This is a genomic window from Halopiger aswanensis, assembly GCF_003610195.1.
Taxonomy (GTDB): domain Archaea; phylum Halobacteriota; class Halobacteria; order Halobacteriales; family Natrialbaceae; genus Halopiger; species Halopiger aswanensis.
The window spans coordinates 1-17727 of record NZ_RAPO01000013.1 but is presented as its reverse complement, the minus strand read 5'-3'; the positions used below and the strand labels follow the sequence as shown (position 1 = coordinate 17727).

Genomic DNA, 17727 nt, shown 5'->3' with positions numbered 1-17727 from the left:
GTTTGGGGCATTTTGATTATTATTGCATGTTATTTCAAAAGATTCCTCAAATATATTGCCGCCAACTTTTACTTTTGCATCGATTATATCGCCATTCGTAACTCGTGTGAGATCTGGAAAATCTAAGGCGGTATATTCTTCATCGCCGGATGGTCGTGGAGCAATATCTACGGCTCCATCGATGAGAATCTCGTCACTATTGTCGGAAACAGTAAATTCGACGTGGTATTGTTGCTCTCGGTGGTTAACAATAGCAAAATGAAAAGATCCTGAATTTTCCAGAATAGTTGTACAACCAGCTGTCAGGAGGATACTTGCTCCTGCTATTTGTTGGAGGACTTGACGGCGATCCATATGGGTATTGTCTCACAGTCAATACACTTATCAGTTTATATTATATCTATAAATCATATATAAAAAGCAAATGTAGATCTGGCTGATAGCCTAATCTACTGTTAATTCGACCGTGGAGCTAACACTGACAGAATCATTTATAAAGGTATATTCACACGGGCAGAAGGAATCATGGGATGGATATCTAAATATGTATTCTGATTCGATATCGATATCAGTCGTATCACCATTAGAGAGTGCTGCACCATGTTTTACATCAAAACTAACTATAGACGTTTCGCTACGATCACTAGGGAAGTTTTCAATACCTGGGTTATTATTATCAAGATTGAAACTCCATGTAAGTTCTCTACTAACATGCCCTTCAATTTCATCTGTTTCTAAATCAGATGTATCTCCGGAATCAAGTACAAACTTCGCGGAAGTAGTAGCAACTGAACCCCAGGTGTCAGATAACTCGTCAACAACATTTAATCCCATCTCAACCCAATCGTTCAGGCCACTATCACCGTTTTCTTCTTTGGGGTACATATCTCCTATGTCCGCTTCTTCAGTGTTTGAAGTCCTAACAGAATAATTCACGCCAACTGGGGCTGGATAATTGTAGTCACCTGCAACACTACACTCATCTTCGTCAATTAGGTTTGTAGGCATATTCTCAAAAAACCCATGAAGGAAAACTCGTCGACTGTTATTTTCTGGCAATTGGTCGGGATCATAATCGCCAATACTTAATGTACTATATGCAATATTATATCGATACCCATTGACTACTGTTGTATCTTCTGGACAATTTGGAAGTGCATCATCTTCAGAGTCATAAACTGATGAACCATAATTCGATTCTTCATCTACGATACCAATATCTTCACCATCGAAATCATCACTTGACTGAATTGTAATATCACTAGTACCGCTATTTATATTCTTGATATCGTCAGTTTGAATTATTGACGTCGATTTAGGTATACCCTCCTCTGGAATCGAGGACATTATTTGAATCTCGTTATCCGGTAATGCACCTCGAACTTGTTCAGGAGATCCGTTTTCACTTTCTGATTTAAGTGTGAAACTAAGGTGGCTATATTCCGGTGAGGGTCGAGTGATAGTACCGACTATATTTACATAGTCTGTATCAAATTCAACTTGGAGAGGTAGTCCATCTTTAAGATATCTCTCTTCATCCCTTACGAACTCATAGGAGGTTAGATGGCCTCTTTCGCCCTTTGGTTCTAATTTCTTTGTATTATTTAGATCAATACCATTCCAAGTATCTTTTCCGAAGGGAAGCTCAAAGCCTGCAACTTTTAATACTCCCTCTATTTTTTCGCCAAAAACTTCTAACTCTCCGGTTGATTCTGCTTGTTCAATATGTGTTTTTGTGTCATAGCTCAATCCAGAATACCGGACTTTACCGTCGGGAGGGCTTGCTTTCGCGAATTCACTAAATATTAGAAGACTGGATCCTGCACTCGCTGCTTGTAACACGCTTCTCCTGCTATGATTCATGCCATTATTTGTTGGCATACAATAATATGTCTCCCCCCCCAACTAATATACTTTATGGTGATCACCAATAGTAATGTTTAAAGGATCATATATGGTTCTGGTAAGGCAGTCTCGTGTTACTACTGCCTGGAATTGTTCCACAATTTAACTTTCTTCAGGAGATGACTGAAGCTGAGAGTTGATGCGCCGAATCTACTGGCTCTGCCGGTGGATTGATAAATATCGGTTACTCCTGGACCTCTTTCTGCGATCGGTTTCAGCGACACCGAGGGGTGCTCAATTTCTTAACCAACATTCGAAGGTGTATACGCACTTTGTGTTGGTTAAAACTTGAAGTGCCCCCATTGATCCAACACATCAATAGTCTGTGGGAGACGGCTGCCGGGATCCTCCACGTTCTCCTCGAGTTCCGTGCCTAGTAGGGTTTCCGCACCGTGAACGTCGTCTCGAGCCATATGGAGTGTCTCCTCCTCGCAGTCGTTACAGTACTGCCGGTCAGTCGCCACCGCCTTCGTATCCGTTTCAGTCAGTGCAGACCGTAATGAGCGAGACCTGCTTCGGAGAGACCAGTAGTCAGCCCAGACACATATAAGCATGGAAGCAAAAGACTACGCGGTTCTATTCGTGCTTGACGTGATTGCAACAGTCGTCGGCATTTTCGCGTATATCGCTGTCGGCGGTTCGTTCTGACAGTATGCGTTCCCGCCCCTCGAATCGACTACCAATATCGGATACGCTAGCAACGCGGGAATCATCAGTTCAAGACCTCGACCCCGTGCAATCAGTGTGGCGGCATCCAACTTGACCCACCGTAGAACTCGAGTACCTTTGCGATTCACTGTCGCTGCTACTGTCTACACACTGTAGGCGAAAGCCCGGCAACGCAACGGCCTCTGGCCGTAAGCAGCCCGGACCGTGGAGGTGGTGGGCGGTGGTGGTGACCGACACACCAGCAAAAAAAGGGGGACGACGACCGGCTACTCCCACCACCGGCTGCGCTCTGGGAACCGGATTTCCGACCACCGGGTGAGCGCGATTGAACATCGACCGTTGTACCAGTTCTTCGCCGCGGCCCTGAACCGGACCAGGTCGCCTTCGCTGACTTTCGTCTGCCGGCTGGCCGTCCAGATGGTGAACTTGGTTCTCCCGCTATCGTCTTCGATCAGCCCGACTTGCTGCTGACTGGGACAGGCAGGCTCCCACAGCTCGATGATACGCCCTTCGACGCTGACCTCGCTGCGATCGATCTCCTCGAGTCGGCCGATCGGAACGATCGTTCCGGCTTCGTTCAGCATCTCGTCTTTCGTGTCCAGAACGGCGTCGGCCAACTCCGCACCTTCGAGGACCCGACTGGCGATTCGTTTCGCGATGACTGCCCGTGTATAGCTACTGTCGACGTCGTCGGCCAACCGCTGCGCGTATTGATTAACCTCTGCCAGCGTCTCCCGGCCGAGTTTTGCACGGGGATCTGCTTGTGTGTCCGTCCGCTCGTCGCGACGCATCTCCTCGACTTTCTGGCGTGTGCGCCACGCCCGACCATCCTGCTGTCCGAGCTCGGCCTGGGCACTGATTCGCTCGAGTTCTTCTTCTCGAGCCCGAATCCGCTCCTCCTGGGCCAGGGTTGCGCCATGGATCCGACTTCCACTGGTGTTTGCGATTCCGTCCGGGTGGTTCGCATCCACCTTTGCCTGGGTCTCCTGCTCGACCGTTGCCTCAAACTCTGGCGTCTCGTCGACGACCGGGAAGCGGCCTTCATCGACTGGCTTATCGCCCGCTTGTTCGAATGCCTGTTCATCGACCGTAACGACCTTGCTACTCGAGTTGTTACTTGACATTGGAACTTCACCAAGTTCCGAAGGCGCTCACGCGCCGCCACCGCGATGCCCTTACATCGCGGTTTTCCGACGACAACGACCGACAGTCACATCTGCGCGCTCTCGCTCGCGCCTTCGCGAGCGCCCTCCAGGGCGCGAGCGAGAGCGCGCCTGAGTGAGGTGTCCTCAACCAGCACCGCGCGCCGACCCGCCCGGAGCGAGCGGCCAGCGGGATATGCCCGCTCGTGTCCGGCCCGGACAGCGGGTCCGTGTCCAGCGCGACTGTCGCCGAGCACCCGCGCCGTCATGTGGCGCGGGAAGCGCAGGCGGCACCAAGCGCTGGAACGCGAAAGCCCGCGAGGGGCGCAACCGACGGGCTTACCCGCTGGCGTCGAGGGCACATCCATTTTAGCCCGGCAGCCCGCCCGCGACTGCAGGCAGGCAGCCCGGAATGGTCGGTCGCGAAACGGCGAACGAAGTGAGCCGTGTGCGACGCGGAGGGCGGCAGCGGCGAGCGGGGCGTGCCGGTCGCTACGATTGAACCCCAACCTAACGGTGGCTGGCTGATCTCTCCACGTGGGTGGGATTGAAAGGGGCTGGCGCGCTCGAGGAACCCCGCCGACGCAAGCACCGCAACGCCTGAGGAGCGCAGCGAGGCGCGGGACTCGAGCGCGTCAGGGGCTTTCAAAGTAGTCAGGTGTCGCTTTTTCTCCGCTTACTGACGTTATATAGGATCTCAAAAACGCTAGTGGTGTCTATTTTGCAGTCCTCCATCTCATTGGTTATATCCAACTGTACGAAGTTGTTGCTGAACTCGAAATCAGCAAGTATATTCCCTCAAAATATCCAGGGAATATACTCAGTAACAATTAAGTTATTTACTAACGTGCGTTTAATTATTGCAGTTATGTCTTTCACCGTCAGGTATATGTCAATTAGGACTTTGATTCATATATAATAATGCCAGAGAACTCAACACAGGAGGAAAATAGATCTTCAATCGAGATCGAAGACTCTTTCCTAGCACCGTGGGGTCTTGCTTCAGAAGAACTACCGATGCACATCCTATGGTCAGGATCAGTTAGTTCAATCAAAGTCTCTTATCCGGATCAACTAGAATTGATCGACTCGTACAACTTAGATACCGATCTTAAGGAAGACGCAGAAACCGGTGAGTTTGTATTGGAAGAGTCTGACTTAATTACACCAGGATACCTAAGCTTTGTATTCACCGACCCTGATACACACTCGGATGCGGTGAAGAACCATCAAATTAGAGTGCGCTTTTTAGACGAAGAAGGAGCGATAATTGACTCATTTGAGCCGACGACCCGCATTATCCGTCCGCAGATACGGGTACAGGATGCTCCAGAGCGGATCAAGTTATCTGATGAAGGTACACCGGATACTATAGAGATTGATATGGAGTATATCGGTTTTGGGATGGCTCAGATATCCATTGATGCTCAGGCAGGCGGTGAATTTGTTTCTGAAGGGGAGAGTTTTCACCATGATTTGCTTAGAGCAATTTTGGAAACAGAGGTTCACAAGGAAGATCTTGACCGTTGGGATGATCCGCCAGAGGAATGGGAAACTGAGGCTGGTTACGAGGTTCCAGAGGAAGAAATTGAACAGATTGTAGAGCATATGAGAGGAGTTGCACAGGAGGACAACTATCTTCATGATGAGTATGGTGCAGAGGAAGTACTAGAGGTTGCTGACGCGTTGGAGGAAGCAGAGTCAAAGTCTAAAACCGATTCAGATGTTGCTGCGGTAATTTACAGGTTTATTGAGACTGCACTATTATCGTCGATTTTGAACGTGGTTGATAGACATCCCACTGAGAATGTCTCTCTGTCCAGCCCTAATACTAAGGTGAAGACCAAGGCTCGAGCGACTGAATTAGAGGTTAAAATCAAACTAAAGGATAACCTCGATAATGTATATGATCCAGAAATAGTGCTTATCGAAATTAATGATAACCGAAAGGAATCAGGCGGTGTTTTTGAAACCGAGATAGAGACCAATTGGGAAAATCATCAGGTTGACCCAGATGAGGTGTTCAGCAAATGACTAGCCCCAATCTCAACCTTTCTGCGAACTTAGTGGACGTAGTGAGAAACGCTTATGAGTATCTCGATGACTTTCGACCTGATACTAAGGCTGTCCGGTACAATTACCGGGAGGCCACGAGTGAGATGACTTTTTTGATTGAGGTTCCTAACGGCCGGAAACGTAAATTTGGGAAAGTGAAGATCCCTTTGAGTGAGGGTTACCGTGTCAAGGGAATGTTTAGTCTACCAGATTATAACCCGGTAAATACTGTCCATTCAATTGAGGATGGATTTATTACGTTCAACCCTGAAAATCTGCCAAACCAGACCCAATATATTCTCACGTTGAACGGAGACGTAAAGTCGGAAACATTGAAAGAGATTGTCCATTTAAAGTCGCCTGAGGACCCCACTAAAACAGAGGAGACCGATTCATATTGGGTTCATTCTGCTATTAAAAGACCGGATGTGATGAAAGATGTCTATGATGATATGCAGGTAGAGAATGTTGATATCTCACTTCAGGTGGGTGTTCAACGATGTTTCTCCAATGGGATCCCTGATGATGTCTTGGAGATTTTTGACTCAACTCGGGACTTACTGAGCGCAAGCAGTAATTTTGACAGGAATGAGGTTTTGAGGACTGCTCGCAAACGGCACGAAGCTCGTCGGGATATCAGTTGTTCGCCAGCTGAGGCTGCAGACTTAATTCGGTCGCTCGCTACGGCCGATAATCTCCAAGACTATATTGAGGTAGATGATCCGTTTCGGGAAAGAAATATTAACCCGGGTACCCCTCGTCAGAATATTTTTCCGGAGTCAATTTCAGTAGACGTGACAACAGATCTAAATTTAGATCGACAGGCAGCTAACGGTGATATTGTTTTCCAGAAGAAGGAGTATGAGAATCTGATAAAGAATCGAACTGATGATGAACTGATGTAAGTTATTGTATTATAGCACTTTCAACTGATGATTAACCTTCACGTGGGAAACTACATGTGGCAATGGGCTTCGTTAGTCAAAATATCGTGATACCTATTCCTGCTGTACCTCGATAATTTGCTCACCGTCGTCTGTAACTCGAGACTTCGAGATCCTTGATTCAAGTCTTGATACCGCAAGTCTGGTCAGCTAAGGTTACTGGAACCCCACCATGTCCGCTGTTCTTCTGAGTTGCCGAAAATTACTGCGGACATAGTGGGGTCAGGTATACTTGCTAAGAGTTGTATCCTGGTCGAATTTATCAGCAATCGACTCGTGGATTCCGACTTCTGTAATAGTCTCCTCAAGTGCGTTCAGGACCATATTGACGTCCATATCAACAGAGTATTCTCGATAGGTTCCACCACGTCTCCCTTCGTTTCGTTCAACAGCTGAGACGATTCCGAGCATAGAGAGCTCACCAAGATGATCACGCATCCGTCGAGGGACAAGCGGATCAACGCCGATCTGTTCCGCGAAACTCGTGTATCGCGGTCGGATATCTCGAGACCGAACTGGCGTCTCACCCTGCTGTTCGAGAGTGATCAGGGCATAGAGGACAAGATGCCCGTGTTGAGTCAGCCCGGTAATTCCTTCCCGAATGCGACCTCGTTCGAGTTCTTCTCTGGCATCCCGGACAAAATCCTCAGTAATTGTCTCTGTATCACGATCGCGGGCAAGGTCACCAGTTTTCATTAAGAGGTCTAATGATTGACGGGCATCACCCGCATCTTTAGCGCCGTAAGCAGCACAAAGTTCGATAACGCCACTATCGAGGACATCATCATGGAAGGCAACGTCAGCACGTTGTTGAAGGATCTCGATCAGTTCCTGCGCATCATAGGCTGGGAACTGCAATTCCTCCTCACAAAGAGAACTCTTTACTTTTGGCGAGAGATCGTCCCGAAACGAGAAGTCATTAGAAATCCCAATGATACCGATCTTTGCCTCAGAGAGATTGCCGTTAGCACGTGCTCGAGGAAGTTGATACAGAATACTGTCGTCATTGATGTGGTCAACTTCGTCGAGAACGATTAAAATCGTCCCGCCACATTTATCGAGCTCATCCCAGAGCATACTATAGACAGTAGAACGAGGATAGCCTGTCGTCGAGATCTGGTTAGATTCGTCCCGGAATTTATTGACGAGTCGTGTCGCGATTTGATAGCTACTTGAAAGTCCATCGCAATTCAGCATCTTGACCGTGAGTTCGATATCATCATACTGAGCAGCATCATCGACGAGATGATCGAGGAGAAATCGTGTTCCAGCAGTCTTCCCAACTCCAGTCTTTCCATAGAGAAAGATGTTATTCGGTTGCTCTCCGTTGATAACTGGTTGGAGTGCGGTTTTGTACCGTTCGAGCTCCTCATCTCGACCAACTAATTCGTCGGGCTGATAATCCTCTCGAAGAGCATCTCGGTTACGGTAGATGTCCGTATCCCGCTCGAACATTCCTCCCATTTGTCTTCCTGAAGATTACGAGGGAGGATAATAAAACCACCCACCACCGGCGTTTCCTCAGTTTCCGCTGTTCTGTGGTTATATAAGCGAAGAGGGTACCCTCCCACCCCACTATGTCCGCAGTAATTGGAAACAAGAAGAGACCCGCTGAGAAGACTATTCACATAGATAGCTTTATTACCTAGTACAATATAGTTTCCGAACGACACCTATATTGATATTTCGAGGAGCATAGTGGATATAAAAAGAATGGTCTCTCCCTTTAGCCACAAGAACAGCGGACATAGTGGGGTGGGGGTGCTTCCTGAGTTCGATCTATTAGCAGATGTTATCCTTCTCGAGCCGGCAGTAACACCACGATGTCCGTTGTTTTACTCATATCTCTCCACAAACAACAGACATAGCGGGGTTTTCCTCAGAGCAGCACACCACTTTGTCCGCCGTTCTCTCAATGACTGAGGCTTACTGCGGACATGGCGGAGTTCCTGCTCGCAGAAGCTAGCGATATTGCTGCTGAGTAACAACCTAAAACGGAATGAGACACTGGACACAATGGGGTGTATTTGAGATTCCTGGTTAATCGATTCCAGGTCATAGCATACCCCATCACTTCCGCTGTTTCCGTTGTTGGAATTTGCTTATATACCATTAACCCCACCAGTTCCGCTGTTATCTGCTATTGATGATTGAATCCGACTGATTACACACTTCTCCAAGAACAGCGGACATCGTGGGGTGAGGGTGTTACCTGAGTTCTATCTAGATAGTATCGACAGAAGTTATCCCCCCGACTCTGCAGTAACACCACCATGTCCGTTGTTTTAGTTACATTTCCCCACGAACAGCGGACATAGTGGGGTCTCTTCCTACACCACTTTGTCCGCTGTTCTCTCAATAACTGAGACTACTGGGACAGAGTGGAGTTGCTTCTAAACTTGCAACACCATCAGTTCCGCTGTTTCCGCTGTTGGTGTTTACTTATATACTCCTCACCCCACCAGTTCCGTTGTTATCTGGTAAGTCCACTACGAGAGGAAGATCTTAACAGAGTCTCTCCAATTAGAACTGTGACAAGGGCGACTGATTCGTAGCTAAGTAATGCGCTCCAATGAGGTCCATCTCAACTTCCGTCCGCTTGTGCTTTGCCTCGAGGCCATCCACCGTCGCGACTGAAAACAGGGCTTCACTGCCGAACGTCTCTTCGTGCCGTCGCAATCGCCCAGTGAAGGCCGACGTCTCACCGATGTACGCAAGCGGTGGCGCATCTCCCGGGTACCAGATTCGATACACACCATTATCAGGTAACGCTGGTTCGAGGCGATTCTCCAGTCGGTACGGCTCGGACCACTCGAGCCCCATCCACGCAGGCCCAGTAACGCGCTCGGTATTCGTCCATGGAACAGGTCCGCGACTAGGCGCACTGTTCGGCTCCGTTTCGCCCTCAGGTAATGGCCCACCAACGATCCCGTCTTTGCTATAGCTCGATTGCTTGTAGCCGTCGATGATCCGCCCGAAGTTCGCCGGCGGACTTTCGCCCATCTCGCGTCGCGCTAGCGCGATCAACGCAGCCTCGATGGCCTTCCGCTCTTGCTTGTCTTCTGCCGCTGGCGGCACTGCATACGAGACCTCGAGCGTTGGCCCATATCGATCGCGGACGGCCCAGAGACACGGCGCAGCCGTGTGTGGATCCCGGTAAGGCATTTCCTCGGCGTACACCCCACGAGCAAGTGCACCAACCCGCCCCCGTGTACTCCGACCAGTTTCACCGATATACTCGAGTCCACCTCGATCACGATGTCGAACGCGATAGAGCCCGGGCGCACTCGAGATCGTCCCTAGGTCGCCGTCTTCCCGATCGAGCGACAACCACGAAGACCACTCGAGGCCGAACCAATCAGCGTCGTAGAGTCCAGTCTCGTTCATGTCCGCTCGTTGTACCATCCAAGTCGCTCACCAATCATGAGGCCCTCGACGGGGAGCTCTATAGAAACCGCAGTCTCATCGAGCAGCGGTAGCAGTTCCTCGTAGTACGCTTTCCCGGCATGGAAGACGAGCGTCGTATCTGCTTCAAGCAATCCGGCTGCGTCGAGCTCGTCGAACGTTTCGGTTGCCCACGCTCGTTTCTCGCCTACTCGAGCTCCCGTAAGCGTCTCGTCGTACGGTTCGATCGACGGTCCGTCTGGCTCGAGCAGATGGTGCTTTGCCGACAACACATACCAGTCGTCGTGGTGCTGTTCACAGTAGCTTTTGGCCTTACTGAACAGCGACGAGGGCGAGTATAGTTCACCTGGTGGCGCGGGGTCCTCGAGCTTGGTTTTCGTACAACTCACAAGACCGATTTCTCGCATGGGTTCCTCTATTGATAGATTCTACTTCAATTCCTCGCACCCAGAATATACACCAATTCGGAAAGACCTCATTCCAGATCAAACCCAACAGATCGTATTCAGTCATATTTTTGAAGGTTCATACACACTAGATGGTATGACCGATATCGATAGACGGCGGGCGGAAGTTGCAGAAGCAATCGCCGGCCTCGGGTACGAGGGAATCATTCGCTTTGACGAATCCGAACCCGAATACGAGTTCCTCATCTCAGCAACCGAAGAGTTCGAGAGTACGAAACACTTGGCGTTGCTCACGATCCTTGCAACGACCCAGGATTATCAACTCAACGGCGATGCACAGCGGTTCTGGGAGACACTAGAAGAGACCCTGCAGAACTGGGACACTCTTGATTCCGAGTCAACAGTCAACGAGGTTCTGGCCGAGTTCATGGAACAACCGGTGAACGCGCGCCTTCGCGACCAGAAACAGGACCGGTTGGTTCGCATGATCGACAATGGATTCGGCGAGTGGTTTCCCAGCCAGTACCCAGGGGTGGATCCATATCGCGTCTGGGAGGAGATCGCAGAGGCGCTTGAAACGACGATGGACAAAAAGACGGTCGTGCTTGCCGTCAAGGCCTACGATGAGTTCAATCTCATCGTCAACGGCGAGTATCTCGATCTCCCCACGGATGTACCGATCCCCTGTGACTTGCAGGTAAAGCGAGTCGCTCGAGCAGCGGGCATCGTCGAAGACGAATCGACGGACGTCGTGATGGACGCATGGGCAGATGTGATGGACCAAGTAAATGCGATTCTCGAGCGACCAGTCTCGATGTTCCGTGTCGACAGTATTGTCTGGCAGGCAGGCCAGATCATCTCGAAACATAATGATCAGAAGGAACCAAGTCGTCGGGCACTTCAGAATCACTTTAAAAATACTGGACTGCAGGAGGAGCAGGCCCAACAACTCGCGTCTGAATTCACTACTACTCTGAGCTCATAACGACGTTCGACCTTATGCGAAATGGCGGCGTCAGAGATTCCCAGTGCTCCCAAGCAGAGCCTGGCAACCCACAGCCGATCGTCTCGTTGGTTATGACATCCACCCCTACGAAATCGCTGCTGAACTCGAGATAGGCGAGAAGTGTCTCAACGATGGGATAGCTAGACTTCTACTCTAATGTGTTGGCAGAGCCATCGTGTAGAACCTCAACACCAGTTGGCGTCACAGCAATTCGAACGCCGGCAATGGTGACACGAACTTTGACATCCGAATTTGAACCGGTGAGCAACTGCTCGAGCGCTTCAACATCGACATAATCGTAGAGTTGGTACTCGTCCCGATCAAGGCCAGCCGCTTCGAGCGTCTCGACGAGTTCGACAACGAGATCAATCGAAGGGCCGTGTCCTGTCGGAGCAGAACTCATGGACTGCCTAACACTTCTGATTACAGCGTGTTAAGTGATTTGGAGTCAACTATAGCATCGTACCGACCCTATAGTTGACTTTTCGGGCGTAGGATGATCGCAGCGCAATCAGAGTTGAGTATGCGCTTTGACGCCGACTGGATGTCACGCGCTGACGATCGAATTCTCGAGCATCTATCCGAAGCTGGCCCCGATACCCCGAAGAAAATGGCCGACAGTGACCGTGTTCGGTTCTCGAGACAGCACATCAATGACCGCTGTAAAACGCTCGTCGAGTATGGGCTGCTCGTTCATCTCGGCAACGGCGTCTACGACATCACGCGAGACGGTGAGCAGTATCTCGCTGGCGAACTCGATGCTCGCGACCTCGAGGCCGAGTAACGTCAGCCGTCACCAGCGACTAAGTCCTCGATGAACTGGAAGCCGTCCACGAACCCCACCGAGTCACCGTACCCCTCACTCGCGAGCACTGTTTCGGCCCCTTGCCGGCCGCGATATCCGTCATGCAAATGTATACCCCAGTCACGGTCCCCGTGCTGAAGTGCTGGGCAGCTAGGGCTGCAAGCATGGTATCCGCTCGCTTGACCTCGTCCGCGGGCCGGTCGTCGGCAAAACACAGAAGGCGAGGAGATAGAGTATATTGATGACTTAGGATTAGTATTCCCGGTTGATGACCGTCTCGCCGTCAGCGTTCGTCACGATAATGGTATCACCACTATTGTTCCATATTGCGCTCCCGGAGCCCCAATATAGCTCTGTGTCGGTATCTGATCCACTCCCGCTGTAGATAATCACAGATTCGCCTGCATCGAGTGTGAACCCAGATGGGATGTGGTACGTGTGGTCCGCATCATCAGATACTGTCCAGCCAGTCATATCCACAGACGAGCTTCCCTCGTTCGTTAATTCGATGTATTCTTCATTTAGGTTCTCGTGGTCGTTGCCATTTGCATCAGCGTGGATAGTTGATACTACAATGTCACCATTTTGACTGCCGCCGTCGCCAGATGGTGTGCTTGAGGAGTCGGAGTAATCCCAGACGCCTACATTGTTGTTTTGTGCCTCGGATTCTGCCGATTGGTGGGTTGAACGCTGTGAGAACTGGCTATCATACATCCGTGCATATCCATTCTCGATGAGTCTGAGATTGAACGAGGTTGACGAAGACTCAGACTGATACGCATACACGAGTAGGCGGTCATACGTACCACGTCGGTCGGACTCCTCATCCACCTCGATGTATATCTCTTCGCCAGCAAGACGGTCTTCTGCATACTCGCTGGCTTCACCACCCCATTGCTCTAACCACTCTCGTCCGTCCGCGTTATCTGGGATACCTTCCCATTCTGTTGGGTCTGTGTTCCCAGCACTAGTCTCAGGTGTATCGACACCCAGCAGACGGATTGTGTCTGTGGTGCCATCAGGCATCCGCACGTCCATCGTGTCTCCATCTGTTATAGATAGAACTGAAACCGTCCACGAGGTCTCTTGGCCGCTATCTGTAGATGGATCAGAAGAATCAGACGTGGTGTCGTCAGGAGACTCACTCGTGGTATCACCAGAAGAGTCGTCTGTGGAGACCTCAGAAGGTGAATTAGAGCTACCCCCTGATGATGTCCCTGAGGAATCGTCCGATGACGAACTCGGTAAATCCGTTGATTCGTCTGTTGATGAGTCTGATGTAGAGTCGAGATCGCCAGATGATGGTTCAGATGTAGAACCAGGAGAATCAGTCGAATTAGAAGGTGATGGTGGTGTTTCCACACCTTCCGTTTCTGGTGTATCGGCTGCGGGAAGTAGTGCCCCGCCAACGACAAATCCGACAATGATGAGTCCGATGAATGCACTGCGCCCTAATGTACTAAGGTCAGGGCCACCAGCTGAATCAATAGCATCTGTGATGAGTGGGCGAGTTTTAGGAATTAGAAGTAGAGATGTGACGATAAGAATTGGCCCGCCAAGCAACCCTAATCCTCCTTCGAACATGCCGCCAAGACCTCCCAGCAACATGAGGATGCCAAAACCATAGACGCAGATTTTCTTAAGTTTAGAATCCTCTGACATAGGATACACATATGCCTGCTACGTCTTTAGTTCTACTAATAAACAAGTGAACGCGTGTGATCCTGTAGTACTGCAGCAGAATGGATCATATATAGACGCCGACTCGCTCAAAGACAAGCGGATGGAATCGAGAGTGTCTGGTCGTTATGGGGCTGACCGCTGTCAGTCCGGTGACGAAGTACCTGTCTCTCTCGTGGCGTCCGGATAGAATTTCGCGACTCGGACACACTCATCGTTGTTGCAAAGGAATACATCGCCAAGAGAGAACATTCCGGCTTTGAACTCCATCGGCTCACCGCATCGAGTACACTCAACAGTCGTTTGCATCAGTATTGGTGTCCTTAGGTTTCGTTACGTCTCGATACCGTAAAACGAAACTGGTTGCGGTCGCTGCGTCAGTTCTCCATTCACCCCGAGTGTGGCGATAGCCTCACGAGTCAATTTAGACAGGAGAGGATAGATCACCGTGCAGAGACTAGATCTTCACTTGACGAGCTCGAGTCAGTCGTCCAGTCAGCGGGCTTCTGACTCGAGAGTATATCTTACAGCCGCTCGTCGAGATAGTTCGATTCCCACTCAAGCCGGTTCGCAATGGCCTGTTCGCCGTCGTCTGTAATTACGTAATAATTCGTTCGCCTGTCGAGCTGGCCTTTTTCGACGAGTCCCTTGTTGACGACAGTATCGAGATTCGGATACAACCGCCCGTGATTGATCTCGCTACTGTAGTATTGTTCCATCTCTTCCTTGATGTCCTGTCCAGATGGCCTGTCAGCACCAGCGATTACGTACAGCGCGTCACGTTGGAACCCAGTGAGGTCGTCCATATTATAGGTAGTTTAGATAACATCGTGTTTGTTATCTTGATTATAAAGGGCTGTAAGTCCCTATAACTGGCCGTCACCGCCGAATTAGGCGTAGGTTTTAACCAACATAGCCAGAGATTTGTGGCTCTGTTGGTTAAGAGATTAGTTCGAGATTTCGACGTTCACGACTGACACGTGATTTCCTACTCTCGATAGGCCTAGAGGAACCTCACGGTCTGGAAATCAATACAGAACTCGAGACCGACTTCGAGAAGGAGATCGACTACGGCTGACTCCACCCGAAAATACATCGCTGGCTATTCAGGAACGTCACGTTTCCGGGTGGTCGTACCGGTCGAACCGGTACTTGCCTGTCCGCATGACCCAGTACTGGTCGTCAAACTCGAGAAGATCGTCGTTGCTGACTGCCTCTGCGAGGAGCCCCCGGATATCGGTATCGACGATGCTGTGATCCGCTGCCAAGTCCTCAATATCGTCGACAGTGCTTCCTGGGTTCTCCGCTACAATCTCCAGTATCTGCTCGTAGTGTTCTGGCATGAGGTCAGGGGATCTGATGTTGAGCGATCGCGTCAGCGCTGCATTCAGGACAGGTTTCGGTATCGCTGTCGACGGTGGTACCGCAGTGCCGGCACTCGTACACCACTTCATTCCAGCTCACCAGATCCAGTAGCCAGTTTACACCTACAAACAGCATAGGGTGGTCACTCCGGGGTCACGACGTCGCGGCACTCGGGACACTCGGCGTATACCGTAGGTCCGGTCGCTGTCTCGTACCCGAGGATCACGTCGCCGGATGTGATCTCGGCGTGGCAGAACGGACAGGTACCGAGCGGTGGCGAGTTCGTCGTGGACATACATTGAAGCTACTGGTGTGAGGGGAAGAGCGTGTGACTGCGACAGGGTGGTAGTAGTGTGGTTCCCCCTCTACCGTTGGTTTGCCCGTGGTCCCGTATATAGGCGATCCAACCACGGTGAAACTGAAACTAACGGAACTGGATGTGATCAGGTAACTTCCGTTGTTGGGATTGCTTATTCAAATAGGCCCCTCATCTGCTGTCAGTATCAGCAACAAGCTGTCCAGGTGATAGCGGTAGCTCATTGAGATTGTTCTGATAGCTATTAACCAACAGATAGCAGAGGTTCGAGGTACTGTTGATTAACCGAGCAGTCTCACATTCCTACATCTGCGACTGGTACGTGACTATTCCACTATTAAGAGCAATTCGCCAATGTACTCGACACCCCACTCCCGACGAGCCTTGAGTTCACGTGGGCTACGAGATGTGATAGCTGTATTTTTCGATTCCATAGCGATCCAGAAGATATCCGCTTTTCTCCTCGAGAGCGGGTGGAGGGCGATCGGTGTGAGACCGATAGCTTAGTCTATATCACTTAGTTCTTCTGCGAGCGCCTGGACATGACGTTCGTGGTCTGCAGAAAGGCCAGTTTCTTGGGCACTCTCAAGTTGAGAGTCTACGACGGCGTTCTGTTGCGGCCCCCATACTTCAGGAGGGTGCTCCTGAATGTAGTTAACCCACTGGTGAACAGCTTCTAACCGTTCTTCTGATATCTGTTCGTGTTTTTCTGCCAGTCGCTCAAGTTTCTGAGAGTCGGTCATACTTATCGAAGACGTCTAATTCAGTAGCCCAATGTTCGAGCCTCGATTCCCTAAGTGTTTCTCCGAAGAGCGTATACAGATGTGCTGCGTCCTCGAGATCCTTCTGCCCACCGAGATAGAGTTTGTATGCGATCTGTAGTTCCAGTGGCCCGATTGGGATCGATGCGCCTCCAATCTCCGCACTGATCGAGTTCGAAAGGGATGCTCGGTCAAATTCGTCCGTCGGGAACTTCACCTCGAGATGTGGTGTAGTTTGTCCATCCGGCGCAACCCAGATATTCGTTCCCTCTGAGAGATTGCCATACATATTATCTAGGGGCATAGCTGGACCCCAGTAGTCTACATCTCGCAGTTTGGTGACTAGCGTCTCGATTTCGGTTTTTGAGAGTGACTCGATGAGAACATCAATGTCGTCGGTTGCTCGCGGCCGACCGGTCAAGATCGCGAGATAACCCGCTACGAACACGTGTTTTATACCGAGATCCGATAGAACTGCAGAAAAGTCAATAGCCAGTTCGTCGAGCGCGTTAGGTTCGCGGCGTACGATAAGGGAATCGCCATGAAATTCGATCCCGCTCATTGTCTGGAGTCTGTTGTCTCTGTCATTAAGTCTATGCATTCTGTAAATCGATTATACTGATCTACAGGACGATCATGGCGAACTCGAATCAAGTTCATGGTGAACACAGTAGTTCCGGACGCGCGTCACCCCCTGCGGCGCTGACAAAACTCACTATCAGGCCAGTCAATTCTTGGGTAAGAAAATAGCTCGATACCCTATTCCTGCGACGGACATGCAACTATTCCTCTATTGAGAGCAGTTCGCCGACGTACTGCTCTTCCCACTCTCGACGAGCCTCGAGTTCACGCTGGCCACGAGCGGTGATGGTGTAGTAGTTTGTCCGCTTATCGAGTTCCCCCTTCTCGACGAGGCCTTTGTCGACAACAGTATCGAGATTGGGATAGAGTCGGCCGTGGTGGATCTCTTTCTCGTAGTACTCCTCGAGCTCGTCTTTGATTGCGAGTCCATGCGGTTCGTCCTGACCGGCGATCACGTACAATAGATCTCGCTGGAAGGCTGTAAGATCGTACATACGACTATCGTCAAATTCGTAGTATATTAATTCCCACCTATATTTGACGGGGAAGAGCCTCCTCATTTCGGAACAGATACAGACTTGATGGAATTTTACTCTAAAGAACAGATGTAACCTCAGAAGAGTTGTCCCATCGCCCTGATGAGATGGGCCGAAAACTGGATCGACTTCCAAAAACGGAAGAACCC

Annotated in this window: 17 protein-coding genes and 1 pseudogene; 4 read left to right on the top strand and 14 right to left on the bottom strand. The window is 50.3% G+C overall.

Going from position 1 to position 17727, the window contains the following annotated elements; all coding sequences use genetic code 11:
• The 3 genes from ATJ93_RS23385 to ATJ93_RS23145 all read right to left on the bottom strand — a co-directional run.
• On the bottom strand, nt 1-354 hold a 354-nt coding region (locus tag ATJ93_RS23385; protein ID WP_147376705.1), incomplete at its 3' end, for a hypothetical protein.
• A 90-nt stretch (nt 355-444) separates the two neighbouring features.
• Complete coding sequence (locus ATJ93_RS23380; RefSeq protein ID WP_147376704.1) at nt 445-1881, bottom strand: hypothetical protein; 1437 nt, start codon at nt 1879-1881, stop codon at nt 445-447.
• A 959-nt stretch (nt 1882-2840) separates the two neighbouring features.
• Nucleotides 2841-3698, bottom strand: a complete 858-nt coding sequence (locus tag ATJ93_RS23145) for a DNA-binding protein (protein WP_120247011.1) — start codon at nt 3696-3698, stop codon at nt 2841-2843.
• Nucleotides 3699-4637: 939 nt separating this feature from the next.
• On the opposite strand from ATJ93_RS23145, the gene ATJ93_RS23135 reads away from it, so the two are divergent.
• Together ATJ93_RS23135 and ATJ93_RS23375 are read left to right on the top strand one after the other, a co-directional pair.
• A complete protein-coding gene (locus tag ATJ93_RS23135; RefSeq protein ID WP_147376702.1) occupies nt 4638-5750 on the top strand; it encodes a hypothetical protein in 1113 nt (370 codons plus the stop codon).
• A complete protein-coding gene (locus ATJ93_RS23375) occupies nt 5747-6676 on the top strand; it encodes a hypothetical protein (protein ID WP_147376701.1) in 930 nt (309 codons plus the stop codon). Before ATJ93_RS23135 ends, ATJ93_RS23375 begins: the two co-directional genes overlap by 4 nt.
• A 261-nt stretch (nt 6677-6937) precedes the next feature.
• On the opposite strand, the gene ATJ93_RS23130 is transcribed toward ATJ93_RS23375, so the two are convergent.
• Together ATJ93_RS23130 and ATJ93_RS23120 are read right to left on the bottom strand one after the other, a co-directional pair.
• Complete coding sequence (locus ATJ93_RS23130; protein WP_120247009.1) at nt 6938-8179, bottom strand: orc1/cdc6 family replication initiation protein; 1242 nt, start codon at nt 8177-8179, stop codon at nt 6938-6940.
• 1919 nt (nt 8180-10098) lie between these two features.
• Complete coding sequence (locus tag ATJ93_RS23120) at nt 10099-10527, bottom strand: DUF6884 domain-containing protein (RefSeq protein ID WP_120247007.1); 429 nt, start codon at nt 10525-10527, stop codon at nt 10099-10101.
• 136 nt (nt 10528-10663) lie between these two features.
• Here ATJ93_RS23120 and ATJ93_RS23115 point away from each other — a divergent pair, with 136 nt between their 5' ends.
• Nucleotides 10664-11512: an N-glycosylase/DNA lyase gene (locus ATJ93_RS23115; RefSeq protein ID WP_120247016.1), complete on the top strand. Its 849-nt coding sequence runs from the start codon at nt 10664-10666 to the stop codon at nt 11510-11512.
• 169 nt (nt 11513-11681) lie between these two features.
• On the opposite strand, the gene ATJ93_RS23110 is transcribed toward ATJ93_RS23115, so the two are convergent.
• Entirely contained in the window at nt 11682-11936 is a 255-nt protein-coding gene (locus ATJ93_RS23110; protein WP_120247006.1) for a HalOD1 output domain-containing protein, read from the bottom strand.
• 120 nt (nt 11937-12056) lie between these two features.
• On the opposite strand from ATJ93_RS23110, the gene ATJ93_RS23105 reads away from it, so the two are divergent.
• Entirely contained in the window at nt 12057-12317 is a 261-nt protein-coding gene (locus ATJ93_RS23105) for a MarR family transcriptional regulator (RefSeq protein WP_120247005.1), read from the top strand.
• A gap of 2 nt (nt 12318-12319) precedes the next feature.
• Here the strand turns inward: ATJ93_RS23105 and ATJ93_RS24275 are convergent.
• From ATJ93_RS24275 to ATJ93_RS23070, 8 genes and pseudogenes are all read right to left on the bottom strand, one after another.
• A pseudogene (locus ATJ93_RS24275) lies at nt 12320-12561 on the bottom strand (hypothetical protein); the annotation flags it as partial.
• A 29-nt stretch (nt 12562-12590) separates the two neighbouring features.
• A complete protein-coding gene (locus ATJ93_RS23095; protein WP_120247004.1) occupies nt 12591-14000 on the bottom strand; it encodes a lamin tail domain-containing protein in 1410 nt (469 codons plus the stop codon).
• A gap of 542 nt (nt 14001-14542) precedes the next feature.
• Nucleotides 14543-14824, bottom strand: coding sequence for a PadR family transcriptional regulator (locus tag ATJ93_RS23090; protein WP_120247003.1), 282 nt, complete (start codon nt 14822-14824; stop codon nt 14543-14545).
• 309 nt (nt 14825-15133) lie between these two features.
• Entirely contained in the window at nt 15134-15361 is a 228-nt protein-coding gene (locus ATJ93_RS23085; RefSeq protein WP_120247002.1) for a hypothetical protein, read from the bottom strand.
• Between the two features lie 164 nt (nt 15362-15525).
• Nucleotides 15526-15678 (bottom strand): DUF7837 family putative zinc-binding protein, encoded by a 153-nt coding sequence (locus ATJ93_RS23875; protein ID WP_170155644.1) that lies wholly within the window; start codon nt 15676-15678, stop codon nt 15526-15528.
• 524 nt (nt 15679-16202) lie between these two features.
• Nucleotides 16203-16442, bottom strand: a complete 240-nt coding sequence (locus tag ATJ93_RS23080; RefSeq protein ID WP_120247001.1) for a hypothetical protein — start codon at nt 16440-16442, stop codon at nt 16203-16205.
• A complete protein-coding gene (locus tag ATJ93_RS23075; protein ID WP_120247015.1) occupies nt 16420-17022 on the bottom strand; it encodes a hypothetical protein in 603 nt (200 codons plus the stop codon). Before ATJ93_RS23075 ends, ATJ93_RS23080 begins: the two co-directional genes overlap by 23 nt.
• 220 nt (nt 17023-17242) lie before the next feature.
• Entirely contained in the window at nt 17243-17536 is a 294-nt protein-coding gene (locus tag ATJ93_RS23070; RefSeq protein WP_120247014.1) for a PadR family transcriptional regulator, read from the bottom strand.
• Nucleotides 17537-17727 lie beyond the last annotated feature (191 nt).

Excerpts from the sequence above, each read along its gene's own strand:
- ATJ93_RS23380 (WP_147376704.1), bottom strand. The coding sequence starts at position 1,881 with ATGCCAACAAATAATGGCATGAATCATAGCAGGAGAAGCGTGTTACAA.
- ATJ93_RS23145 (WP_120247011.1), bottom strand. The coding sequence starts at position 3,698 with ATGTCAAGTAACAACTCGAGTAGCAAGGTCGTTACGGTCGATGAACAG.
- ATJ93_RS23135 (WP_147376702.1), top strand. The coding sequence starts at position 4,638 with ATGCCAGAGAACTCAACACAGGAGGAAAATAGATCTTCAATCGAGATC.
- ATJ93_RS23375 (WP_147376701.1), top strand. The coding sequence starts at position 5,747 with ATGACTAGCCCCAATCTCAACCTTTCTGCGAACTTAGTGGACGTAGTG.
- ATJ93_RS23130 (WP_120247009.1), bottom strand. The coding sequence starts at position 8,179 with ATGGGAGGAATGTTCGAGCGGGATACGGACATCTACCGTAACCGAGAT.
- ATJ93_RS23120 (WP_120247007.1), bottom strand. The coding sequence starts at position 10,527 with ATGCGAGAAATCGGTCTTGTGAGTTGTACGAAAACCAAGCTCGAGGAC.
- ATJ93_RS23115 (WP_120247016.1), top strand. The coding sequence starts at position 10,664 with ATGACCGATATCGATAGACGGCGGGCGGAAGTTGCAGAAGCAATCGCC.
- ATJ93_RS23110 (WP_120247006.1), bottom strand. The coding sequence starts at position 11,936 with ATGAGTTCTGCTCCGACAGGACACGGCCCTTCGATTGATCTCGTTGTC.
- ATJ93_RS23105 (WP_120247005.1), top strand. The coding sequence starts at position 12,057 with ATGCGCTTTGACGCCGACTGGATGTCACGCGCTGACGATCGAATTCTC.
- ATJ93_RS23095 (WP_120247004.1), bottom strand. The coding sequence starts at position 14,000 with ATGTCAGAGGATTCTAAACTTAAGAAAATCTGCGTCTATGGTTTTGGC.
- ATJ93_RS23090 (WP_120247003.1), bottom strand. The coding sequence starts at position 14,824 with ATGGACGACCTCACTGGGTTCCAACGTGACGCGCTGTACGTAATCGCT.
- ATJ93_RS23085 (WP_120247002.1), bottom strand. The coding sequence starts at position 15,361 with ATGCCAGAACACTACGAGCAGATACTGGAGATTGTAGCGGAGAACCCA.
- ATJ93_RS23875 (WP_170155644.1), bottom strand. The coding sequence starts at position 15,678 with ATGTCCACGACGAACTCGCCACCGCTCGGTACCTGTCCGTTCTGCCAC.
- ATJ93_RS23080 (WP_120247001.1), bottom strand. The coding sequence starts at position 16,442 with ATGACCGACTCTCAGAAACTTGAGCGACTGGCAGAAAAACACGAACAG.
- ATJ93_RS23075 (WP_120247015.1), bottom strand. The coding sequence starts at position 17,022 with ATGAGCGGGATCGAATTTCATGGCGATTCCCTTATCGTACGCCGCGAA.
- ATJ93_RS23070 (WP_120247014.1), bottom strand. The coding sequence starts at position 17,536 with ATGTACGATCTTACAGCCTTCCAGCGAGATCTATTGTACGTGATCGCC.